This is a genomic window from Paenibacillus barengoltzii NBRC 101215 (assembly GCF_004000745.1).
Classification (GTDB): Bacteria; Bacillota; Bacilli; order Paenibacillales; family Paenibacillaceae; genus Fontibacillus; species Fontibacillus barengoltzii.
This window is the reverse complement of record NZ_BILV01000050.1, coordinates 32986-49417: the sequence shown is the minus strand read 5'-3', so window position 1 is coordinate 49417 and position 16432 is coordinate 32986. Positions and strand designations below refer to the sequence as shown.

The following is a 16432-nucleotide window of genomic DNA, read 5'->3' as shown; positions in this document are numbered from 1 at the left end:
ATTACCTACTTATTTCATACCCATCTCACACCCAACTCCCCCTGAACCAAGGGGATAACCCTCTAACGTCTCTGAACCAAAGGGATAATGGTGCAAAAGCGCCCAGCCGCACACCCTTGGAGCATCGAGCTTTCCCCAACGACTTGCCGCCTACCCACTGTCAAACCACACGATGCTTCCCCTCGCACCCTCTACCTTCTACCTTCTCTGACCGAAAGGGATAATCGTGCAATAGCTCTCAGCGAGATACACCCACACCTTACTAGACATGCTATACACGGCGACTTAATCCCCTCAATGATCCACCCGCACTCCAACTCCCCTGAACCAAAGGGATAATGGTGTAAAAGCGCCTAGCCGCACACCCTTGGAGCATCGAGCTTTCCCCAACGACTTGCCGCCCACCCACTGTCAAACCACACGATGCATTCTCTCGCACCCTCTACCTTCTACCTTCTACCTTCTCTGACCGAAAGGGATAATCGTGCAAAAGTTCCCAGCGGGATACAACCATACAACCACACCCCTACGTGACACGCACGACACGACCTAATCCCCTCCAGATCCACCTGATTGATGCGCCCCCGCACTTCTACTTCCCTGAACCAAGGGGATAATGGTGCAAAAAAAAGCGACCAGCAGACACATGCGCATCCACTAGTCGCTTAAATTTGCTTCATGATTTCTAATATTAGCCCACCTGGCGGTCTCGGCCGCCGCGTTGCAAACGCATTAGCGGGGAGAGTATTTTGCGGAGGGGGGCTGGGTAGCTAGCTAGCTCGTCCTTACGGACGACGCGCAGCAGGATGAGCAGCACCGGATAGAGCGCGACAACTGCCACGCCAACGATGCAGCAGGTCAGGAAGAAGGCGACCCGCGCCGGCATCAGGTCCACCATTTGAATTCCGGCCTGGTTCAGGCCGTAGCCGACACCGGACAACACCACGACCGTCACCAGGAAACCGCCCCAGCGGCTGCCCATGAGCGAGAACGGCACGATTTGCTTCATCGCCCGAACGTTCAGCAGCGTGATAACGAAGAAGCAGAGGGCGGTGGCGATAATGATGCCATATATCCCCCAAAACTGCGCAAACACATAGCTGGCCGCCAGCTTCACGAGAATCCCGATGGCCACGTGCACCATCGACAAATTGGCTTTGCCTACCCCAAGCAGAATCGAGTTACTGGTCATCATCGTAATTTGAAAAATCGTCGCAAACGTCAGCAACGCCACGATGCTGCTGCCGTCCCGGGTGCTGAACAGCAGCCCGTTCACAGAGTAAGCCGCCGTGCCCAGCGCAAGGATAATCGGCATCCCGCTCAACACTGCGACTCGCATCGCCAAGGTGACCTGACGCTGCAGATGTTCCTGGTCCTTCCGCGCGTATGCGGCGGAGATGATCGGCACCAGCGATTGGCTGAGCGCAATCGCCAGAATCGGCGGAATCCCGGCGATCATCTGCGCCCGGTTGCCGAGAATCCCGAGGATGTAGGTGGCTTGTCCGGAGCCGATTTGCCCGGTCAGCAACGGCTTCAGGATCGAGTTATCGATGAAGTTGACCGCCGGTACCGCCAGCGCGGTTAGCACGATCGGAATCGACAGCTTAAAGATCTCCGCATAGATCCGCTTAAATGGCAGACGACCGGAATCGCCCCGCGGCTTTCCTCGCCCCGCGGCCTGGTCTTTCCGCTGCAGCTTCATGCTGTACACCAACATCACGATCAGCGCGGCAACCCCGCCGAGCACCGCGCCAAACGTCGCGCCGGCCGCGATCTTTTCGCCCGAATAGCCCCAGTGAAACAACACGAACGCCAAAATAATGCCGGCCGCCACCCGCACGATCTGCTCGATGACCTGTGAAACGCCTCCGGCGATCATGATATTCCGGCCTTGCAAGTAACCTCGGATCATAGCGATCAGCGGAAACAGCAGCAAGGCTGGCGCCAGGGCACGAATGGCCACCACCGATTCCGGAACGCCGGAAGCTTCCGCATAATAGGGCGCCAAGGCATACATCAGCACGAACATGACCAAGCCCGCCACACCGGCAAAGAGCAGCGCCGCCTGGTACACGCGCCGCGCCTCCTCCGGCCGGTTCAGCGCGTGCCGCTCCGACACCATTTTGCTCAGCGTACTCGGGATCCCCGCCGTTGCTAAAGTTAACAGCATGAAATACGCCGCATTCGCTTGCGAATACGACGCGTTCCCGATATCTCCAAGGATGTGCTCCAACGGAACGCGCTGGAACAAGCCAAGCACCCTTGCGATCAGCGCGGCTCCCGCCAAAATTAACGTGCCTTTAATAAACGATTCCTTCTTGGACAAAAGCAATTCCTTCTTTCCCGCAATCCATATAAGTGCTAACTAGAATGAAAACTAAAATGCAACGATCCAAATGATAAACACGATGATCATCACCAGCTGTAAAATCACCTTGACCACCATGCTGCTAAACAAGCCAACGACGGAACCAATGCCCACTTTAAACGATTTGGTGAGCGACTCGCCCTTAATCAATTCCCCGATCATTGCACCCAGCAACGGCCCTAGTACCAGACCAAAAGCCGGAATAACAAACGGACCGATGATGATACCGATCGTGCTAAGCCAGACGGACAGCTTGCTGCCGCCGAATTTTTTGACGCCCCAAGCCCCGACCGCATAATCCGCCACCATCAGCGCGACCACGATCAACGTTTGTAGAATCCAGAAGAAGGGGCCAAACGACTCAAACGAGAAAAACCATCCGTACACAAAAAAGGCAAAATATATGGCGAGCACCCCAGGCAATACGGGATACACCGCTCCGGCCATCCCCACGGCAAACAGGGCAATCACCAAAATCCAGCCAATCACGGACAGCGCCATTTTCTCACACCCCTGTCAAAATATAATCCCGAATAATCCAGGCAATGCCATCTTCATTATTCGACGTGGTCACGACATCGGCCTTCTCCTTCACGGCCTCCTGGGCGTTCCCCATCGCAACCCCCAGACCCGCGGCTTCAATCGCAGCCAAGTCATTTAAGCTGTCTCCGATCGCGACGACTTCGGACATCTCCAGCCCAAGCAGCCCGCACACCGTCTGTATGCCGCTGGCCTTGCTGATCCCTTTCGGATTGATCTCCAAATTGTGCGGGGAGGAATTCGTGATTTCAAGGCCGCCCATCTCTTGCAGCTCCCGTAAAATCTCTCCCCTCACCTCATCATCCTCGGTAAAATAACCAAACTTCATCCAATGATTCCGTTCCAATAATTCCGGTTGCCAGTTCCCTTCGTTATAACTGCCTTCCACGGCATAGGCCCAGAACCAGACATTCTTTTCCCGGGAAATGTCGTACATTCGCGAAACGAGTGATCGATCAAGCAGCACCCGACGGTACAACTCATGCGGGGATTTCCACACTTCGCTACCGTTTACCGTAATCATCGGCGTCCCAAGGTCAAGTTGATTGCCATACGGAACTGCTTCCCGATAGCCTCTTCCTGTCGACAAGCAGACGTGGACTCCTGCCGCCGCCGCCTTCCGGATCCAACGTTCGGTCTCCGGCGAGATTTGTAGATCGTCGTTCAGCAAAGTTCCATCCATATCGAGCGCCAACAGTTTATATTTCAACAACAGACAGCTCCCCCCATCCCCAAAGAAGTTCTTGACTCTCTAAACAGCATATCGCCATTTTATCATAATCCCGGAAACCCAACAAAAAGAGCTCCCAAGCAGAAGAAAATTCTCCGCTAATTGGGAACCCTTAATTAACCAATCCGGAAGCTATAACTATAAAAACCGAAGCATCACGGAGCACCGACATCGACCACTTGCCATTTTTGCCGGTCCAGCGCCGGATCCGGCTCGTTCAGGTACAAGGAACCGCCGTCCGCCGAAGCTTCAAGCGCTTGCCGGTTGTGAAGCGACAGAATGGCTATCGTGCCGTCGCCATTGTCGCGAAGCAGCCAGCGCTGATTGTCGTAACCGAGATAATCGTACAGTTGGAGTTTGTTTTGGCCGGTATCGAGGTCCAAAGCTTTGCCTCCCGCGGAGGTGCGGATCGAATAGGAGCCCAACTCGTCTCCGGTCGGCACCATAACCCAAGTCCGGGAGGACGCCTCCCCATCCCCGGCCGGGAGCAGCGCGACCGGTTCGCCGTTTTCCGCTTTCGCTGCATACAGCGACGTGTTCGCGCCGGCGTTAACGAAGCTTGTCTTCCGCAGCTTGGCCTGCTCCACCCGGCTGACGTTGACGTTTTGGTAATACGCCGCGCCGCCAAAGACGTGAAGGCCGAAATGCCCTTCCGCAAACGTTCCGTCGGTAAGGTCAATGATCCCTGCACCATCCACGGAAATCCGGATACGCGGCCCGTCCGCTTCGATAACGATGGCGTATTTCTTTCCCTGCTGGATGAATGCCGGCACGTTGGCCAGCACCTGGCGGTCGGCAAATGCGCCATCGATTTTGTAAAACAAGCGGAAGGCTTTCATATTCGGATCGATATTAAAATAGTACCCGCTGCGCCCGTCCCGGCTCGCCCGGAATAGAACTGAGCCCGCTCCGCCCTTTTCGTCCAGCGTCATTTCGGCCTCATATACAAAATCCCCGGCCGTCTCCTCCGCCACATAGTGAGCGTCGCTCCAGTAGCTGCCGCGGATGCCCCGCTCCGTCGCCACCCAGGAGGATGCCGCCAAATCGGGAGCCCAGCCGATCAGATTCGTATGGAACTCCCCGGCAAACACCTTCACCGGTACGCTGGCCGACGCTTTCCCGTTCGCGGTGGAGGCGGTAATCACCGCCTCTCCTTGGCCGGCCGCGCGAATCACCGCCTGCCGCTGATCGAACGAGGCGATGGCCACGACTTGCGGATCGCTCGTCTCCCAGCGGATCGGCTGATTTTGGTTGACGTCCGAACCGCCGCTGCACCCGCCTTTCACGCCGCCGTTCACCGCCGCATACAAGGTCCGGGTGTCCCCCAGCCCCATTTGCTGCGGGCTCGTGTCCATCACGATGGAGGTTTGGCTCTCCGCCGCCTTGTTCCATACGTTTGTTAGTGCGTGCACTTTCAAGGAAACCACGTTCACCTCTCCACCTACAGTAAAAAGGCTCATTTCACGGTGCGCAGGATCGGGAAAAATCACCTCCGAAAATACTACGCGGCCATCCCCTCCGAATACCTCCAGCGAGGAATCGTCCACGTAAATCCGCAGCTTCACGCGCCGGTTGTCCGGCTGAAGCGGCGCCTGATGAAGCGTGCTGAACCGGTCGGAGAAGCCGGTGTCGCCGGAAAGGGAGCGATCCACGTAAATCTCGTTCTCTTTTGTTTTGTACCCGACGACCGTCCGCTTTCCGGCTCCCTCCCGGAGGCGGAAACCAAATTCGCTCACATTGCTGGCCTGGGGAATTTCAATTTCGGCTTCAATTTCATAGGCTCCGGAGGACACGCCTTTCAGTAAATTCTCCCTATCCGCTTGGACGAGGCGGTCCGACGCCGCAAACAGCAGCTGGCCGCGCAGCGATTCCAGCTCACGGATCGGCGCCTGTGCCAGGCGGATTCCCTCGTTCGTTTTCTGCAGCGTTAACTCGCGCGGAATGCTTAGAACCCCCTTCCAACCCTCGGTCGGAAAAGCAAACGGGTAATCCCAGTTCGTCATCCAGGCCAGCATTACCCTGCGTCCATCCGGCATACCGGCAAAAGACATAGAGGCGTAGTACTCTTTTCCGTAATCGGTCGCCAGCACCTTGCCGGCTGGGTTGTCGTTAACGAACTTGCCTTCGGGAGTAAGCTCCCCAATAAAATACTCCGCCGACGAACCCTGCGTATTCGGGTTGGCACCCGTACTGATCATGAGCACCCATTTTTTCTTGACCGTACCGTCCACGGCCAGATGGAACAAATCGGGGCACTCCCACACGCCGCCGCGGACATAAGCCCCGTATCCGAAGTTGTCGGTCAGCGTCCAGTCGATCAGGTTGGTCGAAGTGAAAAAGCGGATATGGTCGCCGCCGGACACAACCATAACCCAGCGGTTATGCTCTTCGTCCCGCACGACCTTGGGATCGCGAAAATCCCATCCTCCTGGATCGCCCCCCTGCTTGCCCGGATTTTCGATCACGATCGGGCGCTCTGCGGCGTATTCCCAGGTGCGGCCGCGATCCTTGCTGTACGCCAGTCCGATGCGCTGGTTGCCGTTCGGGCGGTCCGGATTATAGGAAGTATAATAGGCGATCAGGCCTTTTCCCCCGGAATCCGCGAACAAGCCGGAGGCATTATGGAGATCGGCGACGGCCGAACCCGACCAGACATGGCCCAGATCGTTCCAGGGCAAAGCGATGGGCAACCGCTTCCAATGAACGAGATCGGTGCTGACCGCGTGCGCCCAAGTTCCGCCGTCCTGATGAAACAGATGGTATTCCCCTTCGTAATAGACCAGTCCGTTCGGATCGCTTGCCGACCCGCGGGCAGGCGAATAATGGTAGTCGGGGCGGTATTTTTCCGTATAATAATCACTGGCCGCGGTCAAATAGACGTCCTGAAAATACGCCGCTCCCCCGGATACCGCAAATCCCGCGTGACCGTCCGCATAGCTATTGTCAACGGCATCCACGGCCGGTTCGGCGTATCCGTCCACATAGACCAGAATCCGGCTCCCGAGCGCATGGATTTCCAGATGGTGCCTTGCTTTGGAAGCCGACGGGTAAGCACGTTCCGAGGCCGCAATGACGCGGCCGTCCGCTTTTCTCAGCTCCGCCCAAACCTGGCCGCCGTCTTTTCGCAATACCGCCTCGTAGCCGTTCGTCCCCTGCCTGTTCGCTCTGAACCGCAAACCAGCATCCCCCTGATCGGCGGCAAAAGACACGTTTCCTTCCAGCACGAGATCCCGTTCATAACCCTCATATATCCGCAGAGCCCGCCGGGAACCGTCCGCCGTTCCCAGTTCCCCTCGCAGGTCCGGCTGCCAAGCTCCCGAACTCGCGATCGCCGCACCTAAATTGCTGTTCAGTTCGCTGACCTTCACATTCTGAAACAGCGCGGAGCCGTCCCAGACGTTGAGGCCCAAATACCCGGAAGCGTAAGCCTCATCATGCACGTCAATTAACGGTTCATAGCGGTCTCCCCAATACACCTGAAGCCGGCTTCCTTCGGCCTTGACCTTTAGATGATAGATTTCTCCCTCGGCCAAATCCACCCGCCGTTCTTCCCGCAGCTTGCCTTCTCCGCTCGCGTCCTTTAGCCGGATCAACCCCGCGTTCAGCACGAGTTGAAGCATGTAGGAGGACCAACCGTCCTGATTGGAGCGGAATACCAACGTGGCGTCCGCCTGCCTCTCCGTTACCATGACGTCGGCTTCATAGATAAAATCGGCCGCCCGGGTTTCCGTCAGGGCCATCACGTTCTCCCTCGGCTCCGAGACGAGCAGAAGCCCCTGCTCCACCGTCTCCATTCGGCCTTTTCCCTCGATTCGCCAGCCAGTCAAATTCGTCTCTAATTTGGTTGCGCTTTCAAAAATTGCGTTAGCCTCCTTTCCCGTTTCCGTCTCCGCACCTGCCGCCCGGACTATCCCTGCATCAAGCCCGGCAAAAATAAGTGCGGAGGACAAAAGGATGGATAATACGGATTTTCCTTTACCCATGATACACCCTCTTTTCCTGTAAGAGATACATACTTGTTTTGGCTTCCGGCGCAGGAGGCCATGGATCACGGCCACCGCCTCCCTCCGGCACGCTTTCTTCGCTTGCGCTTAAGAAGAAAGAAGCGGCCCCGTTAACGCCTTCAGCCCCAATGCCAAAGCGCCGCAAAGCCCTGCTTGCTGCCCAAGGCCGGGAGGCACGATATACTCCTCCAAGCGCTCCAAAATCTCGCCGGCGTTTAAGTATCCGTTCAGATTTCGGCGCACCGCCTCCCGGATCAACGGGAACAGTTGGGGCTGCTGCATGACCCCGCCGCCCAGGATGACCTTTTCCGGCGAGACCAAGAGCATCGCCCCCGTAATCGACTGGGCAAGATAAAACGCCTCAATTTCCCAAGCGGGATGATTCCCTGACAGCTCATACCCTTTGGTTTTCCAGCGGGCTTCGATCGCCGGCCCCGCCGCCATGCCTTCCAGGCAATCGCCGTGATACGGGCAGCGGCCCGCGAAATCATCGCCCGGGTGCCGCCTTACCGGCACATGGCCGCCCTCCGGATGAACCAGCCCATGCACCAGCCGGCCTTCCAGATAGACGCCGATCCCAACGCCCGTTCCCACCGTATAATACAGGCAGCTGTTCAGGCCCCGGGCGGCCCCCCACGCCGCTTCCCCCAGCGCGGCCGCGTTCACGTCGGTATCCCAGCCCAAGGGGACCGAGAATTCGCGGCGCAGCGCGCCGAGGAAATCGAACCGGCTCCAACCGGGTTTCGGCGTTGTGGTCACATAGCCGTAGGTGGGGCTGTCTTGCCGAAGATCGATGGGGCCAAATGACCCGACCCCAATCGCCTCCACCCGTTTGTCCTTCAAATAAGCAATCGCTTTGCCAAGCGTAATCTCCGGACTTTCTGTTGGAAAACTGATGCTGTCCTCAATCACACCATACTCATCCCCAATGCCGCAGACGAATTTTGTCCCGCCAGCCTCAATTGCTCCTATGCGCATTGTCGTTGTCTCCTTTTTTGATACAGTACTAAGGTGGTCCCGCATCTTGTATATTTCATCGGCCTCATTTAACGACCGCTTATGGTGCAAGCTCATAAATCGTCAGCAACTTCAGAACAAATTCCGTTTCCGCCGCCAGAGATATGCCGGTGGCCTCCGGTCCAGGGAAGATCAGATCGGTAATGACCGCCTCCCCGGCATTGGCAAACACTTCGACGGAGGCTCGGTCCACGAAAATGCGCAGCTCGAGCTTTTCCCCTGCGGAATGCAGCTTGGCTGAGTGTACGCCGCGGAATTGCTCGTGGAACTCATGCTGCCCCGACTTCGTGCGGTCTACATAGACCTCACCGGAAGCCGCGTTCACGCCGACAACCGTCTCCTGGCCATCCCCCGCTCTGACCTTAAAGGCAAAGGACGCGCCGGGTGCAGCTTCTGCAACCAGTTCGAAGCTGTCCAGCCGCAAGGAACGCAGTGCGACTTCCACTTCCCCGGCAGCGACATTCGCCAGGCTGAGCACCGTTCGGCGCACACGCTCCAGTTCTCGAACTGGTCTCTGCGTTAGAACGGTCGTTCCGTTACGGGATTCTAACGCAAGTTCCCGCGGTACCGTCATCGCGCCTCGAAATGATTCCGTCGGTGTCAGCTGTGCATACTTCCAGTTGCTCATCCAGCCAATCAGCAACCGTCTGCCATCCTCTGCTGGAATATCGGACCAACTAACGCCCGCGTAATTATCCCGGCCATGGTCCAGCCAGCGGACATTCCGCGAGTCTTCGTCGGGCGTGAATGTCACGCCGTCGAAATCCCCGGTAAAATACTGCGTTCTCGACCCTTCCGCATAAGCTGGATGATCGCCCACGCTGACCAGCATCACCCATTTTTGTCGGGAGGCATCCCCATCAACCGCCAGCGGGAACAAATCGGGACATTCCCAAACCGCCTCATGGAAACCGATTCCGCTGCCGAATTCGCTACCGAACGTCCATGTTTTTAGATCAGGAGAATGATACAGACAGACTGTCTGCCCGCAAGCTATGATCATAACCCAGCGCCGGGTACCTTTATGCCAAATTACCTTGGGATCGCGAAAATCAACGAAGCGTTCATGTCTCAACACCGGATTTCCCGCATATTTCGTCCATGTTCTGCCTTTATCCTTGCTGTAGGCGATGCTTTGAGTCTGGACGGGAGTTGTTCCTTCCGATTCAAGGTGATGTGTGAAAATCGCGACCATCCCCGGCTCCTCTCCGAAAAAGCCTGTGGTATTGTCCCAGTCCACTACCGCACTTCCCGAGAAAATTGTTCCGTTCTCGTCAGGGAAGAGCGCAATGTCAAGCTCCTCCCAATGAACCAGATCTTCGCTTACGGCATGACCCCAGTGCATTGGCCCGTGGACCGTTCCGTGTGGATAATATTGATAGAACAGATGGTATTCTCCGGCAAAATAAACCAATCCGTTCGGATCGTTCATCCAGTTCTTCTCCGGTGAGAAATGATATCTGCCTCTGTAGTTTTGCTTGGCGATTGTAGACATTCCAGCATCTCTCCTTTTTGCCTCCACAATAAAATCGGTTATCTCTATAAGTCCTATCGTTTTCTAGTTCTCTGGATTTTTTCGTTAAATCGGATGCTTAGTTCGATGTAGTTAATGCTTCCCGATTACTTCTTCATGGCTCGGTCATAACCGTCCTGCTTGATTTTCAACCATTCCTGCAGCCCAAGTCGATCCAACTCCTGCAAATAACTCCCCCATTCTTGATCGATTTTGCCGTTTTGATACCATTCGGTGCGCTTTCTCAATACATAAGCAAATAGATCTGTTTCGATCGTCGTCAGTCGGTCCAACTCATCGATCGAATGGAATACGTTGGGCATTGCCTGCTCCGACTTCATATGTGGTGCCATAACCTCCTTGACGATTCGCATTCTTTCCTTGGCGTCATCTGGTACGGTGGTATATTTGCCGAAATAGCTGTCCAGGATCGCCAGCGGGCCACCGACGCTCGTTTTTTCGCGCAGTTCGACCGGAGCGGTTCCGTTCAGCGGTAAATGCTTCAGGCTGTTGCTTGCTTCGTCATATTCAAAGATATTTTGCTGTGTCTCGTCACCGTAAGTGCCCCAGTTGTTCTGTACGGATTGGATCGGATCGTACATCTGATCCACCCATTTCGCCGTCGCTTCCAGATTTTTATTGGTGCTCGTTATGATCATCCGACCGCGATGGAAGCCCCGTGCGTTCGTTTGAGCTACATTGATCTCACCGTCCGGCCCCGCTACCGGCGGCATGACCTCGTAGCTGTCATTATCGCCTGTAATGTTGCTCTTGTCCCAGGTGAAATAGAGGCCGTATCGATGGTCCTTGCCTTTGGCCAGATATGTGCTCCAGTCCTGCGTGTATGCTTCGATATCGATGAGTCCCTCTTTATATAGCTCGTTGATATATTTGACAGCGTTTTTGTAGCCTTCCTCGCCAGGTGAAAACACAACTTTACCGTCGTTCGTAACCACCGCGTGATCGGGATTTTCACCCAATCCAAACGAGGCGAACAGGAACACCAGATCCTCAGCCCCCGGCTTGTTGATAAAAGACAGTGGAATTTCGTCAGCCTGCCCGTTTCCGTTCGGATCCTGAGTTTTGAAGGCGATCAGCACCTGCTTCAATTCCTCCGTTGTTTTCGGCATCTCAAGACCAAGCTTTTTCAACCATTCCACATTGATCCACGGAACTGCGTCTACGGATTGAATCCGCTCTTTCCCCGTACCGAGCTCTTCGATCCACGGAAAAGCATAGATGTTGCCGTCCGGCGCGGTAATCATCGCCTTGTATTCCGGCGCTTCCTCCAACACCTTTTTGAAATTCGGCATATACTGCTCGATCAGATCATTTAGCGGAATGATCGCACCGTCCTTAGCAAGCTTGAGCAGCTCGTAATCGCTGTAACCGGCGTCGAAGATCGCGTCAGGCAGATCACCGCTGGCCATGGCGAGATTTCTTTTTTCCACAAACACGTCTTTCGTGAAGTTCTTCCAATTGATATGGACGTTCGTTTTTTCCTCCAGTCGTTTGAAGATCAGCTTGTCGTTTGGATCCGCAGGCGCTAGTGGCGAGCTTTGCGTCATCATGTTTAGCGTGATCTTCCCGCTCGGATCCTGTTCGTTGCTAGACGAGTTTTTGCTTCCCCCGTTGCCGCAGGCGGACAGGAGAAGTGCGAAAGCAAGTACGGAGACGAATACGGCTTTGCAAGCGAGCTTTTGGCTTTTTTCCATTATTCTTTGACCTCCCAGTTTTTGTGCTTTAGGTAATCTATGTGCAGTCGGCATTATTTCAAGGAGCCGATCATAACACCTTTCTCGAAATATTTCTGGAAGAACGGATACATCACAACGAGCGGCAGGCTAGAAATTACAATTGCCGCATATTTGATCATCTCGGACAGCCGCTTCATCTCCGCCATGGCCAATTGATCGGCTATCATGCCAGGATCGACCTGGTTCTGGATCAGAATCGACCGGAGCACAAGCTGCAGCGGATGCAAGTTCGGATTGTCCAGATAAATCATGGCGTCGAAATAGGCGTTCCATTGGCCGACGAAGGCGTACAGCGTCAATACGAAAACGATCGGTTTGGACAGAGGCAGCACGATGCGGAAGAAAATCATCGCTTCGGAAGCGCCGTCAACGTTGGCAGCCTCTCTCAGCTCGTTCGGCACACCTTTGAAAAACGTCCGGGATAAGATGATGTTCCATACGTTGACCGCGCCAGGAATGATCACCGCCCAAACCGTATCGATCATGCCGAGCTCTTTGACCAGCAGGTAAGTCGGCACCAGCCCGCCGCCGAAAAACATCGTGATCAAAAACAAAGTCATAAAAATACGGCGGCCGACAAGCCTATGATCCGACAGGGCGTAGCCTGCGAAAATCGACACCGTAACGGTGATCAAAGCAAAAGAAGTCGAGTACAGCACCGCATTACCGAATCCCCGGACCATCGCCGGATTCGTCAGGATCTTCTCGTAGCCGTCCAAGGTCCAATCCTTAACGTTAAAAGACAAGCCGCGGCTAAGCAGTACGGATGGGTCCATAAACGAGGCCACGACGACATAAAGCAGCGGCACGACCACGATCAAAACGGCGAACGCTAAGCCAATTGCATTAAAAAACAGCAGTAAACGGTCGAATTTCGAATGTTTGATGGGCATGTCAGTTTTGCTCCTTTCAATACAGTTACGCGTTCAATAAGTCAGGTTTCAGCACCGGGAAGATAGACTTAATAGAGGCCTTCACCTTCGTTTAGCTTTTTGACCACAAAGTTCACGGTCACAAGCAGGATGACGTTGATGACGGAATTAAACAACCCGACGGCGGCAGAGTAAGCGTAGTCTCCGGACTGCAAGCCGATTTTGTAAACGTATGTCGGAATGATCTCCGAGGTCGGCAGGTTCATGGCCGTCTGCATCAAGTAAGCCTTCTCGAAACCGATCGACATGATCCCACCTGCAGCAAGAATGAACACAATTGCCATAATCGGGCGAATCGTCGGCAGATCGATATGGCGAATCCGCTGTAGCAGGTTGGCGCCGTCCAGGTGAGCCGCATGGTGTTGCTCCGGATCCACGTTGGCCAACGCGGCCACATAGATGATTGAGGACCAGCCCGCTCCCGTCCAAATATCCGACAAAATATAAATCCACCGGAAATACTCGGGACGGGACATGAACATAATCGGCTCGTCAATAAACCAAACGAGCAACTGGTTAACGGGCCCTGTTGGCGACAGGAAGATGAACAACATTCCGACGACAACCACGACGGAAATAAAGTTGGGGGCATATAAAAACAACTGAATATTCTTTTTCAATCCGGCCCGGCGGATTTGATTGAGCATCAGCGCGAGTAGTACCGGCACAGGAAAGCTGAGCACAAGCCCAAGTAAGCTCAATTTAAGCGTATTCATAAAGATGACTTCAAAATTGGGCGATGACAGAAACTTGTCGAAATTTTTGAACCCCACCCAATCGCTACCCAAAATGCCTTTGATCGGGCTGAAGTCCTTGAACGCGATCACTGCTCCATACATCGGTCCGTACTTGAAGACCAAGGTGAGGATAAGAGCCGGGGCAAGCAGCAGGTAGAGGAAGCCGTACTTCCGCAAATATTCAAAGAGGCTTTGTTTATGGGATCTCCTAAGTGCTGTTTTTCCTTGTTCGGCTTTTATAGTACTTTGCAATTCTGTTACCTCCGTTCTCCCGTTAAGTTTACGTTTACATTCCCCCATGAGTAAGGGTTTTCACTAAGATCTATCTTTTACATTCGCACCCTTATGCATTTACAATTTAACAAATACACACCCTATAGTCAATTAATTTTGTAAATTTATTATTGTGCATTTGACTAAAATAATCATTCTTTTTTGCACAATATGCTATAAAAATCGATTTTTGCAAAAAACAGATATTCTATTCACTATTATAAAGTCAAAAGTCATACAATGAATTCACATCAATTCAACTTGTTTTCTGTTAGAAATGTAAAACCGGACTTTACATTTGTAAAATAAATATTGATATTTTTCTCGATCTATTATACATTGGGGATAGGAAATCTCTGCTAAATACTCGCTATTTATGCATCGTGAGTCGAGGATACTTTAGAGGTGAAATGATGGCAAAGGAAAAAGTAACGATTCAAGATATCGCCGATGCTTTGGGCATCTCCCGCAACACGGCGTCCAAAGCGCTGAACGGAAGCGAAAGCATCCCAGCTGAAACACGCAATAAAGTAATCAGAAAAGCCATTGAGTTGAAATACAAGCAATTTGCCTTTATGGGCAGCGACGGCCTTTTGTCCAAAAGTTCGGGCAACATTGCGTTGTTGACGGAGAACTTGCCGAACACCTCCCATTTCGGTTCACCCCTGATCAGCGGCCTGGAAAAACGAATCAGTGCTGAAGGGTATAACCTGTCCATTCATATCATCAGGGAAATCGAGCAAAAGTCGCTGTCGCTACCGAACAACTTCGAAGCGGCCAATGTGGACGGCATCATCTGCATCGAGTTGTTTGACCTGGAATACAGCAAGCTCATCACCGAGCTTGGCATCCCGACCATCTTTATCGACTGCTCGGCTTACGTTTGCTATCCAGATTTTCGTGCCGACGTGCTGCTGATGGAGAATGAACACAGCACCTATCAACTTACCAAGAAATTGATTGATGGCGGGTACAAAACTTTCGGATTCGTCGGCGATTATAACCATTGCCGAAGCTTTAACGAGCGATGGACCGGATTTAATCGTGCGCTGACTGAAGCTGGCATAACCCTTGATTTGTCCCAGTGCGTGGTTGACGACGACCGATTCTTCTCTCATCCCGAATGGATGGACGAGCGGATGGCCGGGATACCGCATCTCCCTTCTGTTTTTGTCTGCGCAAACGACTACATTGCTGTCAGTGTCATGAAGGCTTTGAAGAACAAAAAACTGTCGATTCCGCAGGATATCGCCATCTGCGGTTTCGACAACGGCCCCGAATCCGTGATTGTCGAACCTCATTTGACGACAGTCCATATTTTCAGCAACGAGATGGGGATAAAGGCAGCCGAAATGCTTCTCTCGCGGATTAACAACCCGAATCAACCTTATCAGGTTTCCCATATCTACACCAAGCCAATTATCCGGGATTCCACGCCGAATATCATCTGAGGCTCTTTCCCATTATACTTGAGGTAATAGAAAGGCCGCCCTTCAAGGGCGGCCCGGATGATCTGAACCCCCTTTCTTTATAAAGAGCGAGGGCCCATATTATTTGATGCGATTATTATTGATTGGTCAACGACTCAATATCGATGAACGGTGTGGCGCCGCCTGTAACTTGCGGGAGTTTGCCGTCCCATTTTTCCAGCGCCTTCTCCTGCACTTCGATCTGTTTCAGCTGCACGAGTTCCGGTGTAACCTCCTGCTTCTTCAGCTTCAGCGCTTCTGCCTCAGCTTCCGCCTGAGCGATCTTCTGCTGCGCTTCAATCTGAATCCGCTTCAGGTCGTTGCTCGCTTTCAGTGCCTGCTGCTGAGCTACCTGCTTCGCTTCGATCGATTGGTTAAACGCGTCGGAGAACTTAAAGTTGACGATATTAATTTCGTTAACGATTAAATCGTATTTGGCCAAACGGGAGGTTAAATGCTCGCTGATCTCCCCGGCTACAACGTCACGCTTGGCAATCAATTCCTCAGCTTGGTAACGAGCTGTCACTTCTTTGACGATCTCCTGCACCGCCGGGTTAATAATGACCGTATCGTAATTGCCACCGATATTGTTCATCAGATTGTAAGCCGACTCCTTGTTCACCGAATAGTTCACGGCAACATGCGTAGATACCGGCTGCAGGTCCTTCGATGATGCGGTTGTATCTGTTTCCGTTTTGGTCACCTGCGTATTCACCTGAATGACGGTTTGAACAAACGGTATTTTAAAATGCATGCCCGGGCCTAAAATATTATCATTTAACTTCCCGAACGTTTTGTACAAGCCGACATGACCATATTCGACCTGCGCATAACTGTTGGATCCGACGATCAGGACGACGATGACGATAATGGCCGTAGAAATCCATTTCCCCGCGGACATATTCCTCTTGGTTTGCTGCTGCGTACCTGTCTCCATATGAATCCCTCTCCCCTTAATATGTGGTCTAACCGGAACGATTGACCGGCTAACTATATTAAGTAATACGGAGAAGACCGCCGCTTGGTGGCAAAAACTTGACAAAAACGTGCCATATTTGTGTTAACCAGCGATTTTCACGATTATATTGCGTT

At 53.3% G+C, this 16432-nt stretch carries 11 protein-coding genes; 1 reads left to right on the top strand and 10 read right to left on the bottom strand.

All coding sequences use genetic code 11. From position 1 onward, the window contains the following. Positions 1 to 691 precede the first annotated feature (691 nt). The 9 genes from PBA01S_RS14655 to PBA01S_RS14615 all read right to left on the bottom strand — a co-directional run bounded on the left by PBA01S_RS14655 (position 692) and on the right by PBA01S_RS14615 (position 13850). Complete coding sequence (locus PBA01S_RS14655; RefSeq protein WP_127576254.1) at positions 692 to 2326, bottom strand: putative polysaccharide biosynthesis protein; 1635 nt, start codon at positions 2324 to 2326, stop codon at positions 692 to 694. Between the two features lie 51 nt (positions 2327 to 2377). Next, positions 2378 to 2863: a DUF456 domain-containing protein gene (locus PBA01S_RS14650; protein WP_036645012.1), complete on the bottom strand. Its 486-nt coding sequence runs from the start codon at positions 2861 to 2863 to the stop codon at positions 2378 to 2380. A gap of 10 nt (positions 2864 to 2873) precedes the next feature. After that, positions 2874 to 3617, bottom strand: a complete 744-nt coding sequence (locus tag PBA01S_RS14645; RefSeq protein WP_028539811.1) for a Cof-type HAD-IIB family hydrolase — start codon at positions 3615 to 3617, stop codon at positions 2874 to 2876. Between the two features lie 176 nt (positions 3618 to 3793). Continuing rightward, positions 3794 to 7621 (bottom strand): GH32 C-terminal domain-containing protein, encoded by a 3828-nt coding sequence (locus PBA01S_RS14640; RefSeq protein WP_127576252.1) that lies wholly within the window; start codon positions 7619 to 7621, stop codon positions 3794 to 3796. A gap of 108 nt (positions 7622 to 7729) precedes the next feature. Next, the gene (locus tag PBA01S_RS14635; protein ID WP_028539809.1) at positions 7730 to 8620 is read right to left on the bottom strand and encodes an ROK family protein; all 891 of its coding nucleotides are present in this window, start codon (positions 8618 to 8620) and stop codon (positions 7730 to 7732) included. A gap of 79 nt (positions 8621 to 8699) precedes the next feature. Then, the gene (locus PBA01S_RS14630; RefSeq protein WP_028539808.1) at positions 8700 to 10154 is read right to left on the bottom strand and encodes a glycoside hydrolase family 32 protein; all 1455 of its coding nucleotides are present in this window, start codon (positions 10152 to 10154) and stop codon (positions 8700 to 8702) included. 125 nt (positions 10155 to 10279) lie between these two features. Then, a complete protein-coding gene (locus PBA01S_RS14625) occupies positions 10280 to 11887 on the bottom strand; it encodes an ABC transporter substrate-binding protein (RefSeq protein WP_028539807.1) in 1608 nt (535 codons plus the stop codon). Between the two features lie 53 nt (positions 11888 to 11940). Next, on the bottom strand, positions 11941 to 12822 hold the full coding sequence (locus PBA01S_RS14620; RefSeq protein WP_028539806.1) for a carbohydrate ABC transporter permease: 882 nt from the start codon (positions 12820 to 12822) through the stop codon (positions 11941 to 11943). A 68-nt stretch (positions 12823 to 12890) separates the two neighbouring features. Then, positions 12891 to 13850: an ABC transporter permease gene (locus PBA01S_RS14615; protein WP_028539805.1), complete on the bottom strand. Its 960-nt coding sequence runs from the start codon at positions 13848 to 13850 to the stop codon at positions 12891 to 12893. Between the two features lie 434 nt (positions 13851 to 14284). On the opposite strand from PBA01S_RS14615, the gene PBA01S_RS14610 reads away from it, so the two are divergent. Continuing rightward, entirely contained in the window at positions 14285 to 15322 is a 1038-nt protein-coding gene (locus tag PBA01S_RS14610) for a LacI family DNA-binding transcriptional regulator (protein WP_028539804.1), read from the top strand. A gap of 115 nt (positions 15323 to 15437) precedes the next feature. On the opposite strand, the gene PBA01S_RS14605 is transcribed toward PBA01S_RS14610, so the two are convergent. Next, the gene (locus tag PBA01S_RS14605; protein WP_028539803.1) at positions 15438 to 16277 is read right to left on the bottom strand and encodes a prohibitin family protein; all 840 of its coding nucleotides are present in this window, start codon (positions 16275 to 16277) and stop codon (positions 15438 to 15440) included. Positions 16278 to 16432: the final 155 nt, after the last annotated feature.

Excerpts from the sequence above, each read along its gene's own strand:
- PBA01S_RS14640 (WP_127576252.1), bottom strand. The coding sequence starts at position 7,621 with ATGGGTAAAGGAAAATCCGTATTATCCATCCTTTTGTCCTCCGCACTT.
- PBA01S_RS14635 (WP_028539809.1), bottom strand. The coding sequence starts at position 8,620 with ATGCGCATAGGAGCAATTGAGGCTGGCGGGACAAAATTCGTCTGCGGC.
- PBA01S_RS14630 (WP_028539808.1), bottom strand. The coding sequence starts at position 10,154 with ATGTCTACAATCGCCAAGCAAAACTACAGAGGCAGATATCATTTCTCA.
- PBA01S_RS14625 (WP_028539807.1), bottom strand. The coding sequence starts at position 11,887 with ATGGAAAAAAGCCAAAAGCTCGCTTGCAAAGCCGTATTCGTCTCCGTA.
- PBA01S_RS14620 (WP_028539806.1), bottom strand. The coding sequence starts at position 12,822 with ATGCCCATCAAACATTCGAAATTCGACCGTTTACTGCTGTTTTTTAAT.
- PBA01S_RS14610 (WP_028539804.1), top strand. The coding sequence starts at position 14,285 with ATGGCAAAGGAAAAAGTAACGATTCAAGATATCGCCGATGCTTTGGGC.
- PBA01S_RS14605 (WP_028539803.1), bottom strand. The coding sequence starts at position 16,277 with ATGGAGACAGGTACGCAGCAGCAAACCAAGAGGAATATGTCCGCGGGG.